This window comes from Sediminimonas qiaohouensis DSM 21189 (genome assembly GCF_000423645.1).
Classification (GTDB): Bacteria; Pseudomonadota; Alphaproteobacteria; order Rhodobacterales; family Rhodobacteraceae; genus Sediminimonas; species Sediminimonas qiaohouensis.
Genome location: NZ_AUIJ01000005.1, coordinates 87,454 through 109,051 on the forward strand (window position 1 = coordinate 87,454; position 21,598 = coordinate 109,051).

Below are 21,598 nucleotides of genomic sequence, written 5' to 3' on the forward strand. Positions count from 1 at the left end.
GTTTAATCCGCGCAATGCTGCGCGTCATCGACCGGCTGCGCACACCGAATTCGCGGGGGGCATTCCCCGTGTATCACCTCGGTCGGGGGCCTCAGGGGCGCGCGGCCGACACCGCGGAAAGCGGCGCGCAGACGCCGGCGTGGACAATAATTCTACAGCAAGGGAGACAAAGATGAGAAATCTGAAACGCATTCTTACAGGGACCGCAGCGGGCGTCGCCTTGATGGCCAGCATGGGCGCGGCCAACGCAGAGACTTGGCGCTATGCCTTCGAAGAGGCGATCACCGACGTGCAAGGCGTCTATGCCACCAAGTTCAAGGAAGAAGTCGAAGCAAACACGGATCACACGATTCAGCTCTTCCCCTATGGCACGCTCGGCGAATCCGCCGACATCATGGAGCAAACGCAGGCAGGCATCCTGCAATTCGTGGACCAGAGCCCGGGCTTCACTGGCTCCCTGATTCCCGAAGCGCAGGTGTTCTTCGTGCCGTATCTGCTGCCGTCCGAATCCAAGGAGCTGGCCGAGTTCTTCCGCACCTCCAAGGCCATCAACGACATGTTCCCCGAGCTTTATGCCGAGCAGGGGCTGGAGTTGCTGACCATGTTCCCCGAGGGCGAGGTGGTCATGACCACCAAAGAAGAGGTGACCGAGCCGGCCGACCTCAACGAGGTCAAGTTCCGCGTCATGACCAATCCGCTGCTGGTCGAAAGCTACCAGGCCTTCGGCGCAACGCCGACGCCGCTGCCGTGGGGCGAAACCTATGGCGGGCTGCAGACGAACATCATCCAGGGTCAGGAAAACCCGATGTTCTGGGTCGAATCCACCAAGATGTACGAGGTCACCGACCACATCACCTTTACCGGCCACAACAACTTCACCACTGCCGTGATGGCCAACAAGGACTTCTATGATGGTCTCTCAGATGCGGACAAGAAGGCCATTCAGGACGCAACCGACGTGGCCTTTGAACACATCGTGGACTATCAGAAGGGCCTGACCGATTCCTCGCTTGAGAAGATCAAGGAGGACAAGCCGTCAATGAACGTGAAGGTGCTCAGCAAAGAAGAGCGCAAGCCGTTCAAGGAAGCCGCCAAGCAAGTTGAAGAGCGCTTCATCGAAATGACCGGGGAAAGCGGAAAAGAGATCCTCGATCAGATGAAAGCAGACCTCGAAGCGGTCTCCGAATAAGCACAGAGCCAAATCACCCCCGCCGTACCGGCGGGGGTGTTGTTTCTTATGCAGAACAGGACGGGGACAGGCCGGTGACAGATAAAGAACCCTCGCAATTACAATCGCAAACAGACACAACGGGCACCGACGACGCGCCGCTGGAAGAGTATAAATCCAGTCTTCCGGGCTTTCTGGGCACCATCGACACGGCCATCAGCCGCATCGAATCCGTCCTGTTGGCCGCCGGTGTCCTATTGATGGCCGCGAACACGATCTCGAACGTCGTTGGCCGTTTCGTTTTCCAAAGCTCGATCTTCTTCTCCGAAGAGCTTAACCGCATCCTGATCATCCTGATCACGTTTGCCGGGATCAGCTATGCCGCGCGGCAGGGTCGCCATATCCGCATGTCGGCCATCTTTGACGCGCTGCCGGTTCGCACACGCAAGGTTCTGATGATTGCGATCGCGCTGGTCACTGCCGTGTTCATGCTGGGCCTTGCCTGGTACTCGGCGCAGTACATTCTGACGCAGGCGTCGCGAGGGCGGGTTCTGCCGTCGCTGCAAATCCCGGTCTGGATCATCCTCGTCTGGGTGCCGGTCGGATTCTTCATGACCGGGCTGCAATACCTGCTGACCGCTGTGAAGAACTTCATCGAAAAGGATGTCTACCTCTCGACCAACGTGATCGAAGGTTATGACGACAGCGAGTTGGAGATCTGAGCCATGGCACTTACCATTTTCTCGATAATGATCGTTCTGCTGCTGCTGGGCTTTCCCATGATGATCCCGCTGATCGTGGGGGCCTTCGTGGGGTTCTACTCGATGTTTGGCGGCATGGGGCAGATGGAAACCATGGTACAGCAGATGATGGCGGGGATACGCCCCGCCTCGCTGATCGCGGTTCCGATGTTCATCTTTGCCGCCGATATCATGACGCGCGGCCATTCCGCCGAGCGCCTGATCGACCTGGTGATGGCCTTTGTCGGGCACCTCAAGGGCGGGCTTGCGGTCTCGACCGCCGCCGCCTGCACGATGTTCGGCGCGGTCTCGGGCTCGACCCAGGCCACCGTTGTCGCCATCGGCTCGCCGCTGCGCCCGCGCATGCTCAAGGCCGGCTACAAGGATAGCTTCGTTCTGGCCCTGATCGTCAATTCGTCGGATATCGCATTTCTGATCCCGCCGTCGATCGGCATGATCATCTACGGCGTCGTCTCGAATACCTCGATTTCCGAGCTGTTCATCGCCGGCGTCGGGCCCGGGCTTCTGATCCTGTTCTTGTTCTCGATCTACGCGTGGATCTACGCGGTGCGCAACAACGTGCCCACCGAGCCCAAGACCAGCTGGCCAGAGCGCTTTGCCGCGGCGCGCAAGGCAATTTGGCCGCTTGGTTTCCCGGTCATCATCGTTGGCGGTATCTATGGCGGCATCTTTTCCCCGACCGAGGCCGCTGCCGCCTGTGTGCTCTATGCGCTGTTCCTTGAAACCATCCTGTTCCGCACGTTGAACTGGCGCGATGTCTACGACACCGCGAAATCCACCGGGCTGATCACGGCGGTCGTGTTTATCCTTGTGGGCGCGGGCGCGGCGTTTTCCTGGGTGATTTCCTTTGCCCAGATCCCGCAGGCCATCCTTGGCGGCATCGGCATCGACCAGATGGGCCAGATCGGCGTGCTGTTCGTGATCTCGATCGCGTTTTTCATTGGGTGCATGTTCGTTGACCCGATCGTGGTGATCTTGGTTCTCGTGCCGATCTTTGCGCCGGTGGTGCAAGCGGTCGGTCTGGATCCGGTTCTGGTCGGCACGGTGATCACGTTGCAGGTTGCGATCGGATCGGCGACGCCGCCGTTCGGCTGCGACATCTTCACCGCGATCGCGGTGTTCAAGCGGCCCTACATGGACGTGATTCGCGGCACGCCGCCGTTCATCATCATCCTGCTATCGGTGTCGGTGGCGCTGATCTTCTTCCCGCAGATCGCCTTGTTCCTGCGTGATCTGGCCTTTGCCAAGTAGAAAGGAGCACCCGATGTTCAAGAATATACTCGTTCCCTTTGACGGGTCTGTGGGCGGCGAACAGGCGCTTCTCAAGGCGGCTGAGCTTGCGGTACTTTGCAAGGCCGAGATCAATGTTCTCACGGTTTTCAGGCATCACTCGATGCTTGAGGCGTCGTTCTCGATGGTGCGGGCCAGTGACCCCGGCAACATGGACGACATCATGCGCGAGCACGCCAAGGAAGTTGCCGAGCAGGGCAGGAAACTGGTGCGCGACGCCGGCGTGGAGAAATGCCGTGCCTTCGTCAAAGCGGGGCAACCCGCGCGCACCATCATCGGCTTTGCCAAGGAACACGAGAACGATCTGATCGTGATCGGCAGCCGCGGCATGGGCTCGGTCGAGGGGTATCTACTGGGCAGCGTATCGCACAAGGTGACGGGCCTGTCGCCGGTTCCGGTGCTTGTTATTTAGACGCTTCGGCACCCGCCACCTGCGGGGGGGCGGCGGCGCCATCGGCGTCGTCGCCCCTTTTCATTCGATCCAGCTCGTTCAGAAGATCCAGCAGCAGATCAAGCCGCTCTGATCCGAAATTGTCGCGCATCCAACGATTGAGCCGGCGGCTTTCTTCCAGGTTGTCCCGGATCAGGGCGCGACCGGCCTCGGTGATGGTGATCAATTGCTTGCGCCTGTCGCTTGGATGCGGGGCGCGCGTAATCAACCCCTTCGTCACCAGCGTCTGCATGATGCGCGTCAAGCTGGGCAGCAAAAGGCAGGACCGATCGGCGATGTCCGTCGGATCCAGGGTGCCGCACTCGTCCAACACGCGCAAGACCCGCCATTGTTGCTCGGTCACGCCAACATCGGCCAGCATGTTGCGAATCGGGCCCATCACCCGCTCGCGCGCGCGGAGCAACGCAATGGGCAGCGAACGGTCGGTTTCGGGCGCATCTGCTTTCACGATATCCATAATCCGTATTTAACTTGCGCATTTTGTAACTGACAATATGAACTCTTGACGCAGCCCGACAATTGGCCCGGACCGTTGCCCGCGCGCTAGGGTTTGGCATCAGGCGCAAAGTGCAGGGGGCTGTTGCGGACATTGGGCGACTGGTTGAGGGAGCGCAGTGCCCGGCCGCCGGGTGGGCGCAGCGACGCTTGTGTTGTGCACTTTATGACAGCCAAATACCTCTGCGGTATCAGAAGCATGATACGCCCGCAAAAGCGCCCGCCCGAGGGGGCGGTCGGGCGCTGCGCGGCGGCGCGCAAGCGCGCCTTTATTCCGCGCAGGGCGCTATATCGAACTGCCGCTCAAGGCCACCGCGCCGACAACTGCGCCGCCGCATCGGCCAGCCCAAAGGGCGCGTTCACCACGAACAGGCCCGACCCGATCATCCGATGCCCCTCTCGCACCGGCGCAAAGCCCACCTCGTGGCGTAGCGCCCCCGGCAGGCCCTGCGCCTCAAGCGCGGACAGCATCGGGGCATGCGCGTTACTGGTCAGGATCGGATACCACAGGCAGATGACGCCAACGTTCCACTTGCGGTGCAGCTTGGCGATCTGGCCCGGGATGGCGCCATACTCGGCCTTCACCTCGTAGCTGGGATCGATCAGCATCAGACCGCGCCGCGGGGTGGGCGGGCACAGGCTCTGGGCCATGTCAAAGCCGTCGCGCTTGTGCACGCCAGCGCCGTACGGGGACATCGCAAGGCGCAGCGCCTCATATTCCTGCGGGTGCAACTCGGCCAGGTCCATCCGGTCCTGCGTGCGCAGGATCATCGCCGCCAACATGGGCGAGCCCGCATAGACCTGCGCGCCATGCTCCGCACGCACCCGCCCAAGGGCGGCGGGATAGGGGTGATCATCCGCCACCACGCCCGCCTCCAGCATCCGGCCAACGCCTGCCGCGGCCTCGCCGGTGCGCAGGGCTTCGGGCGTATCCAGATGGTAAAGACCCCGCCCCGCATGCGTCTCGAGATAGCTGAGCGGCTTGTCCTTGCGCGTCATGTACGCCAGCATCCAGCACAGCAGCGCGTGCTTGTGCACATCTGCCGGATTGCCCGCGTGATATATATGTTGATAGGACAGCATCACGTTCTTCTAACGGCTTGCAGCTTGGCGGAATAGCGCTGATTTGGCCTTTCACGCCCCTTTCGCTCATCGCGCGTCAGCCCTATAAGGACTCCCGGCCCCGTCGCCCGCCGTCGCGGCCCAATATTTTTGTTCACGGGATGGAGACTCCATGTCGATCTTCGATAAGATGCCGGGCCTGTTCTCATCGGACATGGCGATCGACCTCGGGACGGCCAACACCCTGGTCTATGTCAAAGGGCGCGGCGTGATCCTGTCGGAGCCCTCGGTCGTTGCCTACCACGTCAAGGATGGCGTCAAGAAGGTGCTCGCAGTGGGCGAGGATGCCAAGCTGATGCTGGGCCGCACCCCCGGCAGCATCGAGGCGATCCGCCCGATGCGCGACGGTGTCATCGCCGATTTCGACACCGCCGAGGAAATGATCAAGCACTTCATTCGCAAGGTCCACAAACGCTCGACCTTCTCCAAGCCCAAGATCATCGTCTGCGTCCCGCACGGCGCCACCCCGGTGGAAAAACGTGCCATCCGTCAGTCGGTTCTGTCGGCGGGGGCGCGGCGCGCCGGCCTGATCGCCGAACCCATTGCCGCGGCCATCGGCGCGGGCATGCCGATCACCGATCCCACCGGCAGCATGGTCGTGGACATCGGCGGCGGCACGACCGAGGTTGCGGTTCTGTCGCTTGGCGACATCGTCTATGCCCGCTCGGTGCGCGTCGGCGGCGACCGCATGGACGAGGCGATCATCAACTACCTGCGCCGGCAGCAGAACCTGCTGGTGGGCGAAGCCACCGCCGAACGCATCAAGACCTCGATCGGCACCGCGCGCATGCCCGACGACGGGCGCGGTGCCAGCATGCAAATCCGTGGCCGCGACCTGCTCAACGGTGTGCCCAAGGAAACCGAGATCAGCCAAGCACAAGTCGCCGAAGCCCTGAGCGAGCCGGTGCAACAGATCTGCGAGGCGGTGATGACCGCGCTTGAGGCAACGCCGCCGGACCTGGCCGCCGACATCGTCGATCGCGGCGTGATGCTGACAGGGGGCGGGGCCCTTCTGGGCGATCTGGACCTGGCCCTGCGCGAACAGACCGGCCTGGCCGTGTCAATCGCCGATGAATCGCTGAACTGCGTCGCGCTTGGCACTGGCAAGGCGTTGGAGTACGAAAAGCAGCTCCGCCACGCGATTGACTATGACAGCTAAGGCACCCACCTTCTGACAGGGGGTCACATTGGCACGAAACGGACCACAAGGCGACGACTATACCGCCCCGCTGAAACGTCTGCTGACAGCGGTGCTGGTTCTGTGCCTGCTGGGGATTTTCCTGCTTTGGCGGATCGACAATCCCCGCGTGGAACGGTTCCGCGCACAGGTGGTTGACCGCGTCGTGCCCAGTTTCGATTGGGCCATGACCCCTGTCACCGCGATCGTGAATGTCGGCCGCGATTTCCAGAGCTACCGCCAGATCGTGCAGCAAAACCGCCAGTTGCGCCGTGAATTGCAACAGATGAAAGCGTGGAAAGAGGCCGCCCTGCAACTGGAGCAGGAAAACGCCCGGCTACTGGACCTCAACAAGGTGCGCCTCGATCCGCGGCTGACGCATGTCACCGGCGTCGTGATGGCCGATAGCGGCTCGCCGTTCCGGCAATCGGTTCTGCTCAACGTGGGCGCGCGCGACGGGATACAGGATGGCTGGGCCACGATGGATGGTATCGGCCTTGTGGGGCGCATCTCCGGGGTGGGGCGCAATACCAGCCGCGTGATCCTGCTGACCGACAGCTCCAGCCGCGTGCCCGCCATCGTGCAGCCCTCGGGCCAGACCACCATCGTGCAGGGCAACAACACCGTGGCGCCGCCGCTGGCGTTCCTGGAAAACCCCGACGACGTGCGCGCCGGCGATCGCGTTGTGTCGTCGGGCGATGGCGGGGTGTTTCCCGCCGGGCTGCTGATCGGGCAGGTCGCCCAAAGCCCCGGCGGCCAGCTGCGCGTGCGCCTCGCCGCCGATTACGAGCGGCTGGAGTTTCTGCGGGTGCTGCGCACACCGGGGCTCGAGCGGATCACGGCGCCCGTGTCTCTGGTCGCGCCGGAGGACCTGATCACCGGCAGGCCACCCGGCGGCGGGGGAGACGGTGGCGGCAACCGCGGGGGTGGCGAATGATGCACTCCGCCGCAACACGTCTGTGGCTGATGCGCGCCGCCTATGTAGGTCTGGCGCTGGTGATCTTCTTTTTCCGCCTGCTGCCGCTGGACATGACGCCGCCGCTTTGGGCCGGGCCTGACGTATTGCTGGCGCTGACATTCGCCTGGGCGCTGCGCCGCCCCGAATATGTGCCCGCGCTGTCGGTCGCGCTGGTGATGCTGCTGGCCGATCTGCTGTTTCAGCGCCCTCCGGGCCTGTGGGCGGCGCTGGCGGTGCTGGCGACCGGCATGATGAAATCGCGCGCACGCGGCCTGCGCGATCAGACCTTCGCGATGGAATGGCTCAATGTCGGGATCATGATCGTCGCGCTTGTCCTCGGCTATCGCCTGATACTGTCGCTGGCGATGGTGCCGCAAGCCCCGATCGGCCTGACCACGATCCGCGCGGTCATGACCGTTCTGATCTACCCGGTGGTCGTGGCCGCATCGGCCCTCATGTTCAACGTGCGCAAATCCGCGCCCGGCGAGGTGGACGCAACGGGGCAAACCCCATGAGGCGCCCGGGCCGCGATACCGCCGAGGGTGTCCGCCGCTTTACCCGGCGGGGGCTGTTCCTGGGCGGGCTTCAGCTGGGGTTTATGGGGCTTCTCGGCGCGCGCATGCACTTCCTCCAGGTCGATCAGGCCGATCAATTCCGCCTCCTGGCCGAGGAAAACCGCATAAACATCCGGCTTCTTCCCCCCGAACGCGGCGAGATTTTCGATCGAAACGGCCGCCCCATCGCGGTGAACGAGCCCAGCTATCGCATCACCATGATCCGCGAGGAAGCAGGCGATGCCGATGCCGTGCTGAACCGGCTGGCGCACCTGATCGGGATGAACGCCGAACAGGTCGAGGCGGCCCGCCGCGACCTGCAAGAGGCGCGCCCGGATGTGCAAGTCACCGTCGCCGACCGTGTCGCATGGGACGCCATCGCGCGCGTCTCGGTCAACACGCCCGCCCTGCCCGGCGTCGTGCCCGAGGTGGGACTATCGCGGCGCTATCCCATGCGGGGGGATTTCGCGCATGTCGTGGGCTATGTCGGCCCGGTCAGCGACTATGACCTGTCGCGCATCAAGGCGCCCGCGCCCTTGCTTCTGATCCCGCGGTTCCAGATCGGCAAGGTCGGCGTCGAGGCCAAGTACGAGGACGCCCTGCGCGGCGAGGCCGGCACCAAGCGGGTCGAAGTCAACGCCAACAACCGCGTCATGCGCGAGCTTGACCGACGCGAAGGCACGCCCGGCACGAACCTGCAACTGACGGTCGATCACGCCTTGCAAAGCTATGTCCAGGCCCGCCTGGGCGAACAAAGCGCATCCGCCGTGGTCATCGATTGCCAGACTGGCGATCTGCTGGCGGTCGCATCAACGCCCAGCTATGACCCGAACCTGTTCGTGCGCGGCATTTCCGTCGCCGACTACAAGGCCCTGACCGAGGACAAGTATCGCCCCCTTGCCAGCAAGTCGGTGCAGGGGCTCTATCCGCCTGGCTCGACCTTCAAGATGGTCACCGCGCTGGCCGCGCTGGAAGAGGGGCTTATCACCTCGCAGGACACGGTCTATTGCCCCGGTTTTCTGAAGGTATCGGGCCGCAAGTTCCACTGCTGGAAAACCTGGGGCCACGGGAACGTGACGCTCGAAGCCGCCCTGCGCGAAAGCTGCGATGTGTATTTCTACGATCTGGCCCTCAAGGTCGGCATCGAGAAGATATCCGCCATGGGTCACCGCCTTGGCCTGGGCGAGGATTTCAACGTGCCGATGTCCGCCGTCGCCGAGGGCCGCGTACCCACCAAGGATTGGAAACGGCAGCGCTTTGGCAAGGATTGGGTTCTTGGCGATACCGTCAACGCCTCGATCGGACAGGGTTACGTGCTGACCTCGCCGCTACAACTGGCGGTGATGAGCGCGCGCATCGCAACTGGCCGTTCGATCACGCCGCGGCTGATCAAATCCATCGACGGGGTGGAACACCCCGTCGCGTCCGATGCCCCGACGATGGGGCTCAATGAAAACCACCTGCGCCAGATCCGCCAGGGCATGTTCGCCGTGTCCAACAACCGGCACGGAACCGCCTACAGCTCGCGCATCCTGACCGAGGGGCTGCGCATGGCCGGCAAGACCGGCACCAGCCAGGTGCGCAACATTTCCGCCGCCGAACGGCGCGAAGGCGTCACCCAGAACGCTGACCTGCCATGGGAACGGCGCGATCATGCGCTTTTCGTCAACTTCGCCCCCCATGACGCGCCCCGGATCGCAGTCTCGGTCGTGGTCGAACATGGCGGCGGCGGCTCGGCCGTCGCGGCCCCGATCGCGCGCGATATCACGTTGCAGGCCCTCCATGGCGGCACGCCGCCGCTATCGGCCTATCCCGCCTCGGATCGCAGCCGCATCAAGGCCCTGCAAGAGCGCCTTGAGCGCGAGCAGCGCGAAATCGGCGCCAACGGACAGGACCGCGCATGAGCTATCTTGAGTATACCGTGCGCAACGTCCCCGCCGGGCCGCGCAAGATCCTATACCTGAACTGGCCGCTGTTGCTGCTGTTGTCGGCGGTGGCCTGCATCGGGTTCCTGATGCTGTATTCCGTGGCGGGCGGGTCGCTGACGCCCTGGGCCGAGCCGCAGATGAAACGCTTTGCCATCGGCATGCTGGCCATGCTGATCATCGCCATGGTGCCGATCTGGTTCTGGCGCAACATGGCCGGCGTCGCCTATGGCGTGTCGATCCTGCTTCTGGTCGCGGTCGAGGTGTTCGGCACCATCGGCATGGGCGCGCAACGCTGGATCGATCTAGGGTTCATGCGGCTTCAGCCGTCTGAGCTGATGAAAATCGCCCTGGTCATGATGCTGGCCGCCTATTACGAGTGGCTGCCGATGCGCAAGATCTCGCACCCGTTCTGGGTCGCGGTGCCGGCGATGATCATAATGCTGCCCGCTGCGCTGGTGCTCAAGCAGCCCGATTTGGGGACCGCGCTGTTGCTGGTGTTCTCGGGCGGCGGCCTGATGTTCCTGGCCGGCGTGCACTGGGCCTATTTCGTGGCCGTGATCGCGTCGGGCGTCGGGGTGGTGACGACGGTGCTGCAATCGCGCGGCACCGATTGGCAGATCCTCAAGGATTACCAATACCGCCGGATCGACGTGTTCCTTGACCCGGCGAGCGATCCGCTCGGTGCAGGCTATCACATCACGCAATCCAAGATCGCGCTCGGCTCGGGCGGCTGGACGGGGCGCGGCTTCATGCAGGGCACGCAAACGCGGCTCAACTTCCTGCCGGAAAAGCACACCGATTTCATCTTTACCACGCTTGCCGAGGAGTTCGGCTATGTCGGGGGGATTTCCCTGCTGCTGCTTTACGCGCTGATCCTGCTGTTTTGCATCGCCACCGCGCTGACGATGCGCGACAGGTTCTCGGCCCTTCTGACGCTGGGGATCGCGCTCACGTTTTTCCTGTTCTTCGCGGTCAACATGTCGATGGTCATGGGGCTGGCCCCTGTCGTAGGCGTGCCGCTGCCGCTGGTCAGCTACGGAGGCTCGGCAATGCTGGTGCTGATGCTGGCCTTCGGCCTTGTCCAAAGCGCCCATGTCCACAAACCAAGGTAACCCATGACGACAAATGTTCTCTTCGCCGCCAATGACGCCCTTTGGAACGATTACCGCGAACCGCTGCGCACGGCCCTGTCCGACGCGGGGATCGACGCGCACCTTGCCACTGACATCTCCGCGCCCGAGGTCGATTACATCGTCTATTCCCCCGGCAGCGACGTGCAGGATTTCACGCCATTCACCCGTTGCAAGGCGGTGCTGAACCTGTGGGCCGGGGTCGAGAACATCACCGGCAACGACACCCTGACCATGCCGCTGGCGCGCATGGTCGATGACGGGCTGACGCGGGGCATGGTGGAATGGGTCACCGGCCATGTGCTACGCCATCATCTGGGCCTCGATGCGCATATCCTGCACCAGGACGGCGAATGGCGCCACGACCCGCCGCCGCTGGCCACCGACAGGCCGGTCACCATCCTGGGGCTGGGGGCGCTTGGCCGGGCCTGCGGCGAGGCGCTGGCGCAGCTCGGCTTTCCCGTCACCGGCTGGAGCCGCAGCCCCAAGGACGTGCCCGGCCTCACCTGCCTGCACGGCGGCGACGGCCTGAGCGCCGCGCTGGAGCGCGCCGGGATACTGGTGCTGCTGCTGCCCCACACCCATGAGACGGCCAATTTGATGAACGACGCGCGCTTGGCCAGCCTGCCGCGCGGCGCGGTGATCCTAAACCCCGGGCGCGGCGCGCTGATCGACGATGACGCGCTGCTGGCCGCCCTGGACGCCGGGCACCTCGGCCATGCCACGCTCGACACCTTCCGGACCGAGCCACTGCCGCCCGAACATCCGTTCTGGGCCCATCCGCAGGTGACGGTCACGCCGCATATCGCGTCTGAGACGCGGCCGACCTCGGCGGCGCGGGTGATCGCCGAAAACGTCCGCCGCGGCGAGGCGGGCGAGCCGCTGCTGCACCTCGTCGATCGTGATCGCGGTTACTGATCCCGGTTATCTCAAGATAGGCGGCGCGTTTGGGTCGCGCCCCGGCGCCGCGGGGCCCACCCCGCTTTCCTGCGCCGCGGGTTGCGGCAGGTCGAACCGCAGGCCGTGACGCTCCAGCCGCGGCACGATGGCATCGCCCACTGCGGCAAAGCTCACATCAAGCGTCCCCGCCTCCAGCCCGGTAAAGGTCAGCGCCTCGGCCACCGCCTTGGCCAGCGCCGCATCGGCCCCATCGCGCGCGCCCACAAAAGCCAATAGGTGGTTCTGCCCGCCATCTGCGTAACTGGCCTGCACCAGGTAGGCCGCCTCGGCCAACCCCGCCGCACTGGCCAGCTTGGCATCAAGCGCCGTCAGCAGGCTTTCGGGCAATCCCGCGGGCGGCGCCAGCGCACTGATCCGCGCCTCCGCCTCGTCGGGCGGGTTGTCCAGCGTGCGCGCAAGCCACGCCACCGCGTCCGGCGGCAACAGGATCGACGACGGCGCCACCTCAAGGTTCAACGCTAGGCCGATCCCCTGATCGGCCAGCAGGCGCACCACCACCCGCCCCGATAGCGCGGCATAGGGCGCAACACCGCCGACAAACCGGCTCAGCCGATCCTCGCGATCGAAAACCAGGACATAGCGGGCATCGGACAGATCAAACAGTTCAGGGTTCAGCGCATCGCCCCGCGCCTCCTCGGTCAGCAGCACGACCACCTCGCTATCTGCCAGCCGCTCGTAGAACCGTAGCCGCGCGGTGGCGTCGTCGGGGGCGGCCTGCATCGCCTCGTGGGCCTGATCAAGGGCGGTTTCGCTATCCATCCATCACTCTTCGCACCTGCGCGCGCAACTGGGGCAGCAACTCTGCCTCGAACCACGGATTGCGCCGCAGCCAAGCGGTATTGCGCCACGAGGGATGAGGCAAGGGGAAAACCCCCGGCGCCTGCGCGCGCCACGCCTTGACGGTATCGGTCACGCCCGCCCGCGTGCCCAGGTGCCACCGTTGCGCCGGCCCGCCGATGATCACCCGCAGCGACAAATTGTCCAACCCTTGCATCACCTGATTGTGCCACGTCCGCGCACAATGCGCCGGCGGCGGCAGGTCGGACCCGCGCGCGTCATACCCCGGAAAGCAGAACGCCATGGGCACGATCGCGACCCGCGACAGATCATAAAACTCGCTCCTGTCCAGGCCCAGCCAATCCCGCAGGCGGTCGCCAGACGGATCGTCAAACGGCTTGCCCGACTCGTGCACACGCTTGCCCGGCGCCTGTCCCGCAATCAGCACGCGCGCGCTGTGGCGAAACCAGACAACCGGGCGGGGCGCATGCGCCGTTTCCGTCGCGGCGAACCGTTCGGCGCAAAGGCGGCAGGCAGAGATCTGATCGCCAATATCATCCATGCATCTGCCCAGTCGTTAAAATCAATTGTCAGCATTGCCTTCGTTTGTTTCCATATCAGACATATTTTTGCCCACAAACATTGCAAGAACACGCTACAAACCACCATGCTCGGGCCGTCCGGGACCAATAATCACTTAAGAATGCCCCGCTAAGAGGGTAAGCAGAGGCCGCAGCGGAGCACTATCGATGCTAGAGTTCGAAAATGTTAGCAAGTCCTTCTGGACCGGCAAACAGCGCAAGGTCATCCTTGACCGCGTGTCGTTTCGCGTGGACATCGGCAACTCGCTCGGCATCCTGGCCCCGAACGGCACCGGCAAGACAACCCTGATCAACATGATGGCCGGGCTGGAAAAGCCCGACGAAGGGGTGATCCGCCGCACCTCGCGCATCAGCTTCCCGTTGGGGTTCATGGGCGGCGTCATCAACCGGCACACGGCCGTGGAAAACAGCCGCTACATCGCGCGCCTCTACGGGCTGGACCCCGACTATGTCGAGGCTTTCTGCCGCTGGCTTTGCAACCTGGGCGAATATTTCGAGCAACCCCTTGGCACCTATTCCTCTGGCATGCGCGCGCGGTTCTCTTTTGCCCTGATGCTCGCGCTGGATTTTGATATATACCTGATCGACGAGGGTATGCCCGGATCGACGGACGTGGAGTTCAACCGCAAGGCTGGCGAAATTCTGCGCGAACGCCTACGAACGACGACCGTGATCATCGTATCGCACCAGGCGCAGGTGCTGGAGAAATTCGCGCGCTCTGCTGCCGTCCTGATGGGCGGGCAACTCTATATGTTTGACACCTTGGAAGAAGCGAAACAGCTATATGACTACGAAACCCAAGGCTAGAAAATTTCGCATCCGCCGTAACGGTCAGGGCGCGTCGGCAGCAGCCGCGCCCGATACGCAGGCGCCCTCGCAGAGCGCCGAGACCGCGCAGGCCAACGCCCCGCAGCGCCCCGCGTCGGTAACGCCCCGCCACCCGCAAGCGCCCAAGCAGCCACAGCGCCCTACCGAGCGCCCGCAGACCGCCCAAGCCCCCCAAGGCGCAGAGGCGCAGGGGCAGGTTTCCTCCCCCGCCCAGGTCAGCGCCGAACAGCAAATCGACGAGATCCGCCGCGAGGGCCTGACCGGCCGGCAACTGCGCATGGCGCGCCGCGTCGCGCAAAAGCACGGCCTCGCCCCCACCTCGGATTTCGACGCCGTGCGCCTGTTGCGCGCCCAAGGGATCGATCCGTTCCAACGCTCTACCATGCTGGAGCTGGTCGTGCCCCAGAACGGCAACGGCGATGGCGGCGCAGGCGTCCCGGCCACCACCCCGGACGGGCACGCGAACCTGCCGCAAACCGTGCAGGCCCGCGGCAATACCCTGCCCGCCACCGAAATGGCCCCGGCAGATCGCCGCGCACAGGAGGTCATGGAAATCCAACGCGACATCGCGCGCCGCCGCCGTCGCAAGATGCTCCTGCTGCTGACGCGGCTTGCCGCCTTCGTGTTCCTGCCGACGTTCCTTGCCGGGTGGTACTTCTTCAACATCGCGACCCCGATGTATTCCACCAAGTCCGAGTTCCTGATCCTGCAAGCCGATAGCCAGGGCGGCTCCGGCCTTGGCGGTTTGCTCAGCGGCACGCAATTCGCCACCAACCAGGATTCCATCGCGGTGCAATCCTATTTGCAATCGCAGGACGCGATGCAGCGGCTTGAGCGCGACATCGGCTTTGCTTCGCACTTCAGCCAGGATCACATCGACCCCATTCAACGCCTCGACAACGACGCCAGCAGCGATGATGCCTACGGCGTCTTCAAGAAGAACGTGAAAATCGGCTACGACCCGACCGAGGGCGTCATCCGCATGGAAGTGATCGCCGCCGACCCGAAAACCAGCGTTCAGTTCTCCGAGCACCTGATCGCCTACGCCGAGGAACGCGTTGACCAGCTCAGCCGCCGCAAACGCGAAGACCAGATGCGCGAAGCCAGCAAGAACCTGGAACAGGCCAAGGCCGAACGCCGCGCCGCGCAGCAAAAGCTGGTCGAGCTGCAAGAGGGAACCCTGCTTGACCCCGAAGGCGAGATCGCCAACATCCGCAGCCTGATCGGCAGCGTCGAGATGCAGTTGCAGGAAAAGGAACTGGCGCTTGCCACGCAGATGAACAACGTCCGCCCCAACCAGGCGCGCGTCGATGCCCTGCGCACCGAAATCCGCCTGCTCAAGCAGGATCTGGACAAGCAAAACGCGCGCCTGAACGAAGCGTCCACCGGCGACAGCTCACTGGCCGCCAAAACCGCCCGCATCCAGATGGCCAAGGCCGACCTGGCCACCGCGGACCTGTTCCTGCAATCTGCCCTGCAAAACGAGAAGCAGACCGAGCTGGAAGCCAGCCGCCAGGTCCGTTACCTGACAACCAGCGTGAAACCGGTCGAGCCCGACGATCCCGCCTACCCAAGGGCGTTCGAAAACACGATCCTCGCCTTGTTGATCTTTTCGGGCATTTACCTGATGGTCTCGCTAACCGCCTCGATCCTGCGCGAACAGGTCTCAAGCTGACGCACAAGGCCGGTCAACCGCGCGCGGCGACGGTGTCGGCGCAACCAGTTATTATTGTGAAGAGAAAGATTTAAGCCGTGGAAAAGCCCGAAACGTCCGTCGCCCCGAACACCTGGGATTTCCTGAAAACGGCCATGATAGCGCCAACCGGGTTTCGCGAATACGACGCCCGCTGGAAATACCCAGAGGACATCAACCTGCCCGGCATCACCGCCCTTGGGATGGGGCTGGGAACGCAAATGCACCGCCACGGCATCGCCCCGGTGATCGCGGTCGGAAACGACTACCGCGACTATTCCCTGTCGATCAAGAACGCGCTGATGCTGGGCCTGATACAGGCCGGCATCAAGGTCCGCGACATCGGCCCGGCCCTCTCGCCCATGGCCTATTTCGCGCAGTTCCACCTCGACGCGCCCGCCGTCGCCATGGTCACGGCCAGCCATAACCCGAACGGCTGGACCGGCGTCAAGATGGGCTTTGAACGCCCGCTGACCCACGGCCCCGACGAAATGACTGAGCTGCGCAATATCGTCCTGGGCGGCGAAGCGCAGGAAACCCCCGGCGGCAGCTACGAATTCGTCGATGGCGTGCGCGAGGCCTACCTAGACGACCTCGCCGGCGATTTCCGCATGACCCGCAAGCTGCGCGTCGTCTGCGCCACCGGCAACGGCACCGCCAGCGCCTTCGCGCCCGCCCTGCTCGAGCGGATCGGGGTCGAGGTCATCCCATCCCACACCCGGCTCGATTACACCTTCCCTAACTACAACCCCAACCCCGAAGCCATGGAAATGCTGCACGACATGGCCGACAGCGTGCGGGGGACCGACGCCGATTTCGCGCTTGGCTTCGACGGCGACGGCGACCGCTGCGGCGTGGTCGACGACGAAGGCCAAGAGATCTTCGCCGACAAGATGGGCGTCATCATGGCGCGCGACCTGGTCAAGCTGCACCCCGGCGCCACCTTCGTCGCCGATGTGAAATCCACCGGCCTGTTCGCCTCGGACCCGGAACTTCTGAAATATGGCGCCAAGGCCGACTACTGGAAAACCGGACACAGCCACATGAAACGCCGGGTCAAGGAAATCGGCGCGCTGGCGGGGTTCGAGAAATCGGGCCACTATTTCCTGGCCGAACCGATCGGCCGCGGCTACGACTGCGGGCTGCGCGTGGCGGTCGAAATCTGCAAGATGATGGATCGCAACCCAGACCTGTCAATGTCCGATATGCGCCGCGCGCTGCCCATGACCCACTCAACCCCTACCATGGCGCCCTACTGCGCCGACGATCAGAAATACCAGGTGCTCGACCGGCTGGTGCAAAAGCTGGTCGCCAAACACGAGGCCGGAGAGACGATGGCCGGGCGCCGCATCGACCGCGTGGTTACGGTCAACGGCGCGCGGGTTATCCTCGACAATGGCTCGTGGGGGCTGGTGCGCGCCTCAAGCAACACGCCCAACCTCGTCGTGGTCTGCGAAAGCAGCACCTCGGAGGACGAGATGCGCGCCATCTTCGCCGATATCGACGCCGTCATCCGCACGGAGCCCGCCGTCGGCGCCTACGACCAAACCATCTGAGCCATGGCTCGCGGTCCGCTTTTTTGAGTATTTATGGCAAGATGAAGCACACCCGCATTCATCGGCCATTAACGTTAATGCGCTTGACTACAAGGCGCAGTACAGGCTGGAGAGCCGATGACCGCGCAAGGTGAAGCCCTGCTCCGGCGCCTGATGCCAAGCGGCCCGCGCGCCGGGCAGGGTGGACCTCCCCCTTCATCTTGCCACAAATACTCCGGGGGTTTGGGGGTGGAACCCCCAATGGCTCCGGCCACCCGCGCTCAGCCCTCGATCAATCCCCGCCCCCTGAGCAGGGCCTCCACCCCCGGCAGGCGCCCGCGAAACCGCTGATACAGCTCCGCCGCGTCGACCGAGCCGCCGCGCGACAGGATGTGATCCTCCAGCGCCCGCGCCAGGTCCGGGTCGAACGCATCGCCTGCCTCCTCGAAGGCGGCAAAGGCGTCGGCGTCCATCACCTCGGACCACATGTAGCTGTAGTACCCGCTGGAATAGCCATCGCCCGAGAAAACATGCGCGAAATGCGGCGGCGCGTGGCGCATCGCGATCTCGCGTGGCATGCCGATCGCGGACAGGATCTCGGCCTGCCGCGCCATCGGATCGGCGGGCGGCGGGCCGTCGTGAAACTCCAGATCGACCAGCGCCGAGGCCACGTATTCCACCGTCTGGAACCCCTGGTCGAAATTCGCCGCCTCCAAAACCCGCTCCAGCATGTCACGCGGCATCGGCGCGCCGGTATCGGCGTGGGTGGCAAATGTCTCCAGAACCTCGGGCACCTCCAGCCAATGCTCGAACAACTGGCTGGGCAGTTCCACGAAATCCCGCGCGACCGAGGTGCCCGAGACGCTTTCATATCGCACGTCCGACAGCATTTGGTGCAGCGCGTGACCGAACTCGTGAAACAGGGTGCGCGCGTCGTCATAGGATAGCAGCGCCGGCTCCCCCCGCGCGAAGTTACACACGTTGATCACCACCGGCGCCTGCACCTGCGGGAATCGTGCCTGCGTGCGCATGGCCGAGCACCACGCGCCCGAGCGTTTGGACCCGCGCGCGAAGTAATCCCCGATGAACACCGCCACGTGCCGCCCTTCGCGGGTGACCTCCCATGCCCGGCAATCGGGGTGATAAAGCGGCACGTCCAGCGGCGCGAACTCCAACCCGAACAGCCGGTTCGCGCAATCGAACGCAGCTTCAATCATCCGGTCGAGTTGCAGGTATGGCTTCAGCTCGGCCTCGTTCAGGTTATGCTCGGCCTGCCGGCGCCTCCCCGCGTAATAGTGCCAGTCCCACGGCTCCAGCCGGCCATTGATGCCATCCTCGTGCATCATCGCCTCAAGCGCCCGCGCGTCGTCTTGCGCCCGGGCGCGGGCGGGCTCCCACACCTGCATCAGCAAATCGCGCACAGCCGCCGGCGTGCCCGCCATTTCGGTTTCCAGCTTGTAATCGGCAAAGCTGTCATAGCCCAGAAGCTCGGCCCGTTCCTGCCGCAGGGCCAAAACCTCGGCGGCGATGGCGCGGTTGTCGCTGTCGCCGCCATTCGCGCCGCGCGCGACATAGGCGCGCCACGCCGTTTCGCGCAGCTCGCGGCGGGGGCTGGATTGCAGGAACGGCGTGATGATCGAGCGCGACAGCGTCAGGATCGGACCGTCATGGCCCCGCTCGCGCCCCGCCTCGCGCATCGCGGCAATTGTCGTGTCCGGCAGCCCCTCCAGATCATCCTCGGACAGCTCCAGCGCCCAACCGCGCTCATCTGCCAGCAGGTTTTGTGTGAATTGCGTGCCCAGCACCGCCAGCCGCGATTTGATCTGTTGCATGCGGGTGTCCGCCGCCCCTTCCAGGGCCGCTCCCGCCCGCACGAACCCGCGATGCGTCAGCATCAGAACACGCGCCTGTTCCTCGCTCAGGTCCAGATCCTCGCGCTGTTCCCACAGTGCGCTGATGCGGGCAAAGAGCGCCTTGTTGCCCGTGATCTGCGCCGAATGCGCCGCCAGCCGGGGCGCAAAGGCACGCTGCAACGCCTGCCGCTCTGGCGTGCTGTCGGCGCCGGCAAGCGTAAAGAACACCGACAGGACCCGGCTCAATGAGCGGCCCACCGCCTCAAGCGCCTCAACCGTGTTGGCAAAGGTGGGCGGCGCGCTGTTGCCGGTGATCTCGTCGATCTCGGCGTTATGCTCGGCGATAGCGGCGTCAAAGGCGGGCTCGAAATGCGCGTCCTCGATCTGCGCGAACGGCGCCAGGTCAAAGGGCGTATCCCAGTCGGACAAGAGCGGGTTGGTCATCTCTGCTATCTCCTTGCGCGGTACGCGCCTTGTTTCGTCAGCGGTCCGGATCGGACCAGCGTGCAGGCGGGATCTGGCGCCGCCGTAGCCTTAGCGCAAGACCGATCGCCACACCGACGCCAATTGCCACGGTCAAATCCGCGACAACCGTCAGGACCATGGTCAACACCAACAACACCCGATCCGATAGCCGCGCCGAGACGTAGCTGCGCCATTTGTGCGGCTCGCTCATGTTCCACGCCGTCAGCAATAGCAGCGCCGACAGCGCCGGCATCGCCAGGTACCCCGCCAGTGGCGCCGCCGCCACCATGATGGCCAGGATCGCCAGTGCATGAACCATGCCCGCCACCGGCGTGCGCCCCCCGGCCTGCACGTTGGTTGCGGTGCGGGCGATGGCCCCGGTCGCGGGCAACCCGCCCACAAGGGCCGATCCGATATTGGCGATGCCCTGCGCGATGACCTCGGCGTTGGCGCGGGTGCGCCCGCCCACCATGCGATCGGCAACCATTGCCGACAACAGCGATTCCACCGCCGCCAGGAACGCGATGATGCAGGCGGATGGCAACAGCTCGATCACCCGCGCCGCGGAAATCTGCGGCAATTGCGGCATCGGCAATCCGCGCGGCAACGCGCCAAAGCGCGATTGGATCGTGTCCACCGGCAACGCCAACACGACAACCGCCAGCGACCCTACCGCAACCGCCACCACCAGCCCCGGAAACCGCGGCGCGATGCGGCGCAGGACCACGATCATCACCAGCGTCGCCAGCCCCACCGCCACCGCGGCCGCGCTCGCCGTATCGCGTGCACCCCACAGGGCTGGCACCTTTTCCACGAAATCGGCAGGCACCTCGGCCATCGTCAGCCCGGCAAAGGCGGGTATCTGGCTGGTGGCGATGATCACCGCGATCCCGATGGTAAAGCCGCTGATCACGGCCTCGGGCACATAGCGGATCAGGTTGCCCACCCGCAGCAACCCGCCGATGATAAGGATACCGCCGGCCATGAACGTCGCCAGCACCAGGCCATCATACCCATGATCGGCGATCACCCCGTAAACCACGACGATGAACGCCCCCGTGGGCCCGCCGATCTGCACCCGGCTACCCCCCAGAAGCGATATCAGGAACCCCGCCACGATCGCCGTGATCAGGCCCGTTTCCGGCGGCGCCCCCGATGCGATCGCGATCGCAAGGCTGAGCGGTAGGGCAACCATCGCAACCGAGACACCAGCCAGCAAATCGGCCATGAACAAGGCACGTGAATACGACTGCATCGTCGTCAGGATCTTGGGACGCATCGGGGTAATCCTGTTGTCGGGGTGGCTATGCGTTACTCCCCCGGCGCGGATTGTTCAAGCAGGCCGCCCCGCCGCCGCCCGTCACAAGCGCGCGGCGCGCTCCTGCAATTCGCGGGCGTAATCCGCAACGCGTTCGCGAAACCTCTTGTTCAGCTTGGTCCGCGCCATCTTGAGAGACTGCACCAGCAACCGCGCCGATAGCGTCGTCGGCTTCAGGTTCGCCACGACGCTCAGGCGCGTTTGCTGCCGCGACAGCGCCACCAGCTCGATCTTCATCTCGCTTTGCAGGCCCTGCAACTGTGAATGCATGGTGATCTCGTTCGGCGGATCATACGATGGCACGAAAATATCTACCTCGCGCTGCTTGCCGCGCATGTTGAACTTGGCATGCCACGATGCCCCGATGCCCGGCTTGCTCAGGGTATCGGTGCGCTGCACTTCGACCCCGCGGCGCATCGCCGCGCGTTCGATCATCTCGAAATCCGCAAGTGTGTCGAAAACCTTGCCGATGGGGGCGTCAACGTCTTCCTTTGTCGAAAACTTCATATAAATGCCTGTAATTCCTGGGTCGG

20 protein-coding genes are annotated in these 21,598 nt (G+C 64.3%); 13 read left to right on the plus strand and 7 right to left on the minus strand.

The genetic code is table 11. From position 1 onward, the window contains the following. Positions 1–172 precede the first annotated feature (172 nt). The 4 genes from G568_RS0106440 to G568_RS0106455 all read left to right on the plus strand — a co-directional run bounded on the left by G568_RS0106440 (position 173) and on the right by G568_RS0106455 (position 3,631). Positions 173–1,189, plus strand: coding sequence for a TRAP transporter substrate-binding protein (locus tag G568_RS0106440; RefSeq protein WP_026757256.1), 1,017 nt, complete (start codon positions 173–175; stop codon positions 1,187–1,189). 74 nt (positions 1,190–1,263) lie between these two features. Then, entirely contained in the window at positions 1,264–1,890 is a 627-nt protein-coding gene (locus tag G568_RS0106445; RefSeq protein ID WP_084627348.1) for a TRAP transporter small permease, read from the plus strand. Between the two features lie 3 nt (positions 1,891–1,893). Further along, complete coding sequence (locus tag G568_RS0106450; RefSeq protein WP_026757258.1) at positions 1,894–3,180, plus strand: TRAP transporter large permease; 1,287 nt, start codon at positions 1,894–1,896, stop codon at positions 3,178–3,180. 13 nt (positions 3,181–3,193) lie between these two features. After that, positions 3,194–3,631: a universal stress protein gene (locus G568_RS0106455; RefSeq protein WP_026757259.1), complete on the plus strand. Its 438-nt coding sequence runs from the start codon at positions 3,194–3,196 to the stop codon at positions 3,629–3,631. Here G568_RS0106455 and hpaR read toward each other — a convergent pair. Together hpaR and G568_RS0106465 are read right to left on the minus strand one after the other, a co-directional pair. Further along, positions 3,624–4,127, minus strand: a complete 504-nt coding sequence (gene hpaR, locus G568_RS18410; RefSeq protein WP_084627349.1) for a homoprotocatechuate degradation operon regulator HpaR — start codon at positions 4,125–4,127, stop codon at positions 3,624–3,626. The two genes, G568_RS0106455 and hpaR, sit on opposite strands and share 8 nt — an antisense overlap. 341 nt (positions 4,128–4,468) lie before the next feature. Further along, complete coding sequence (locus tag G568_RS0106465) at positions 4,469–5,248, minus strand: 23S rRNA (adenine(2030)-N(6))-methyltransferase RlmJ (RefSeq protein WP_026757260.1); 780 nt, start codon at positions 5,246–5,248, stop codon at positions 4,469–4,471. Between the two features lie 151 nt (positions 5,249–5,399). Here G568_RS0106465 and G568_RS0106470 point away from each other — a divergent pair, with 151 nt between their 5' ends. The 6 genes from G568_RS0106470 to G568_RS0106495 are packed head-to-tail and all read left to right on the plus strand — an operon-like array spanning position 5,400 to position 11,952. After that, on the plus strand, positions 5,400–6,446 hold the full coding sequence (locus tag G568_RS0106470; protein WP_026757261.1) for a rod shape-determining protein: 1,047 nt from the start codon (positions 5,400–5,402) through the stop codon (positions 6,444–6,446). A 28-nt stretch (positions 6,447–6,474) separates the two neighbouring features. Beyond that, positions 6,475–7,401 (plus strand): rod shape-determining protein MreC, encoded by a 927-nt coding sequence (gene mreC, locus G568_RS18415; RefSeq protein WP_051202814.1) that lies wholly within the window; start codon positions 6,475–6,477, stop codon positions 7,399–7,401. Beyond that, positions 7,398–7,937, plus strand: a complete 540-nt coding sequence (locus tag G568_RS0106480; protein WP_026757262.1) for a hypothetical protein — start codon at positions 7,398–7,400, stop codon at positions 7,935–7,937. The genes mreC and G568_RS0106480 overlap by 4 nt, the downstream gene beginning before the upstream one ends. Next, positions 7,934–9,880 carry a penicillin-binding protein 2 gene (gene mrdA, locus G568_RS0106485; protein WP_026757263.1) on the plus strand — a complete coding sequence of 649 codons (1,947 nt, stop codon included), beginning with the start codon at positions 7,934–7,936 and terminating at the stop codon, positions 9,878–9,880. The genes G568_RS0106480 and mrdA overlap by 4 nt, the downstream gene beginning before the upstream one ends. Then, positions 9,877–11,016, plus strand: coding sequence for a rod shape-determining protein RodA (gene rodA / locus G568_RS0106490; protein WP_026757264.1), 1,140 nt, complete (start codon positions 9,877–9,879; stop codon positions 11,014–11,016). Before mrdA ends, rodA begins: the two co-directional genes overlap by 4 nt. Before the next feature lie 3 nt (positions 11,017–11,019). Further along, positions 11,020–11,952 (plus strand): 2-hydroxyacid dehydrogenase, encoded by a 933-nt coding sequence (locus tag G568_RS0106495; RefSeq protein ID WP_026757265.1) that lies wholly within the window; start codon positions 11,020–11,022, stop codon positions 11,950–11,952. 6 nt (positions 11,953–11,958) lie between these two features. Here the strand turns inward: G568_RS0106495 and G568_RS0106500 are convergent, their stop codons facing one another. Next, positions 11,959–12,753, minus strand: a complete 795-nt coding sequence (locus G568_RS0106500; protein ID WP_026757266.1) for an SseB family protein — start codon at positions 12,751–12,753, stop codon at positions 11,959–11,961. Beyond that, entirely contained in the window at positions 12,746–13,333 is a 588-nt protein-coding gene (locus tag G568_RS0106505; RefSeq protein ID WP_026757267.1) for a uracil-DNA glycosylase family protein, read from the minus strand. The genes G568_RS0106500 and G568_RS0106505 overlap by 8 nt, the downstream gene beginning before the upstream one ends. A gap of 187 nt (positions 13,334–13,520) precedes the next feature. On the opposite strand from G568_RS0106505, the gene G568_RS0106510 reads away from it, so the two are divergent. From G568_RS0106510 to G568_RS0106520, 3 genes are all read left to right on the plus strand, one after another. Beyond that, positions 13,521–14,180 carry an ABC transporter ATP-binding protein gene (locus G568_RS0106510; RefSeq protein WP_026757268.1) on the plus strand — a complete coding sequence of 220 codons (660 nt, stop codon included), beginning with the start codon at positions 13,521–13,523 and terminating at the stop codon, positions 14,178–14,180. Next, entirely contained in the window at positions 14,158–15,876 is a 1,719-nt protein-coding gene (locus tag G568_RS0106515) for a KpsE/RkpR family capsule polysaccharide export protein (protein WP_026757269.1), read from the plus strand. The genes G568_RS0106510 and G568_RS0106515 overlap by 23 nt, the downstream gene beginning before the upstream one ends. A gap of 134 nt (positions 15,877–16,010) precedes the next feature. Next, positions 16,011–17,450, plus strand: coding sequence for a phosphomannomutase/phosphoglucomutase (locus tag G568_RS0106520; RefSeq protein ID WP_405050595.1), 1,440 nt, complete (start codon positions 16,011–16,013; stop codon positions 17,448–17,450). 260 nt (positions 17,451–17,710) lie between these two features. On the opposite strand, the gene G568_RS0106525 is transcribed toward G568_RS0106520, so the two are convergent. From G568_RS0106525 to G568_RS0106535, 3 genes are all read right to left on the minus strand, one after another. Continuing rightward, positions 17,711–19,726, minus strand: a complete 2,016-nt coding sequence (locus G568_RS0106525) for a M3 family metallopeptidase (protein ID WP_026757271.1) — start codon at positions 19,724–19,726, stop codon at positions 17,711–17,713. Between the two features lie 37 nt (positions 19,727–19,763). Beyond that, positions 19,764–21,026 (minus strand): SulP family inorganic anion transporter, encoded by a 1,263-nt coding sequence (locus tag G568_RS0106530; RefSeq protein ID WP_026757272.1) that lies wholly within the window; start codon positions 21,024–21,026, stop codon positions 19,764–19,766. A gap of 81 nt (positions 21,027–21,107) precedes the next feature. Beyond that, positions 21,108–21,572 carry an SRPBCC family protein gene (locus G568_RS0106535; RefSeq protein WP_026757273.1) on the minus strand — a complete coding sequence of 155 codons (465 nt, stop codon included), beginning with the start codon at positions 21,570–21,572 and terminating at the stop codon, positions 21,108–21,110. Positions 21,573–21,598: the final 26 nt, after the last annotated feature.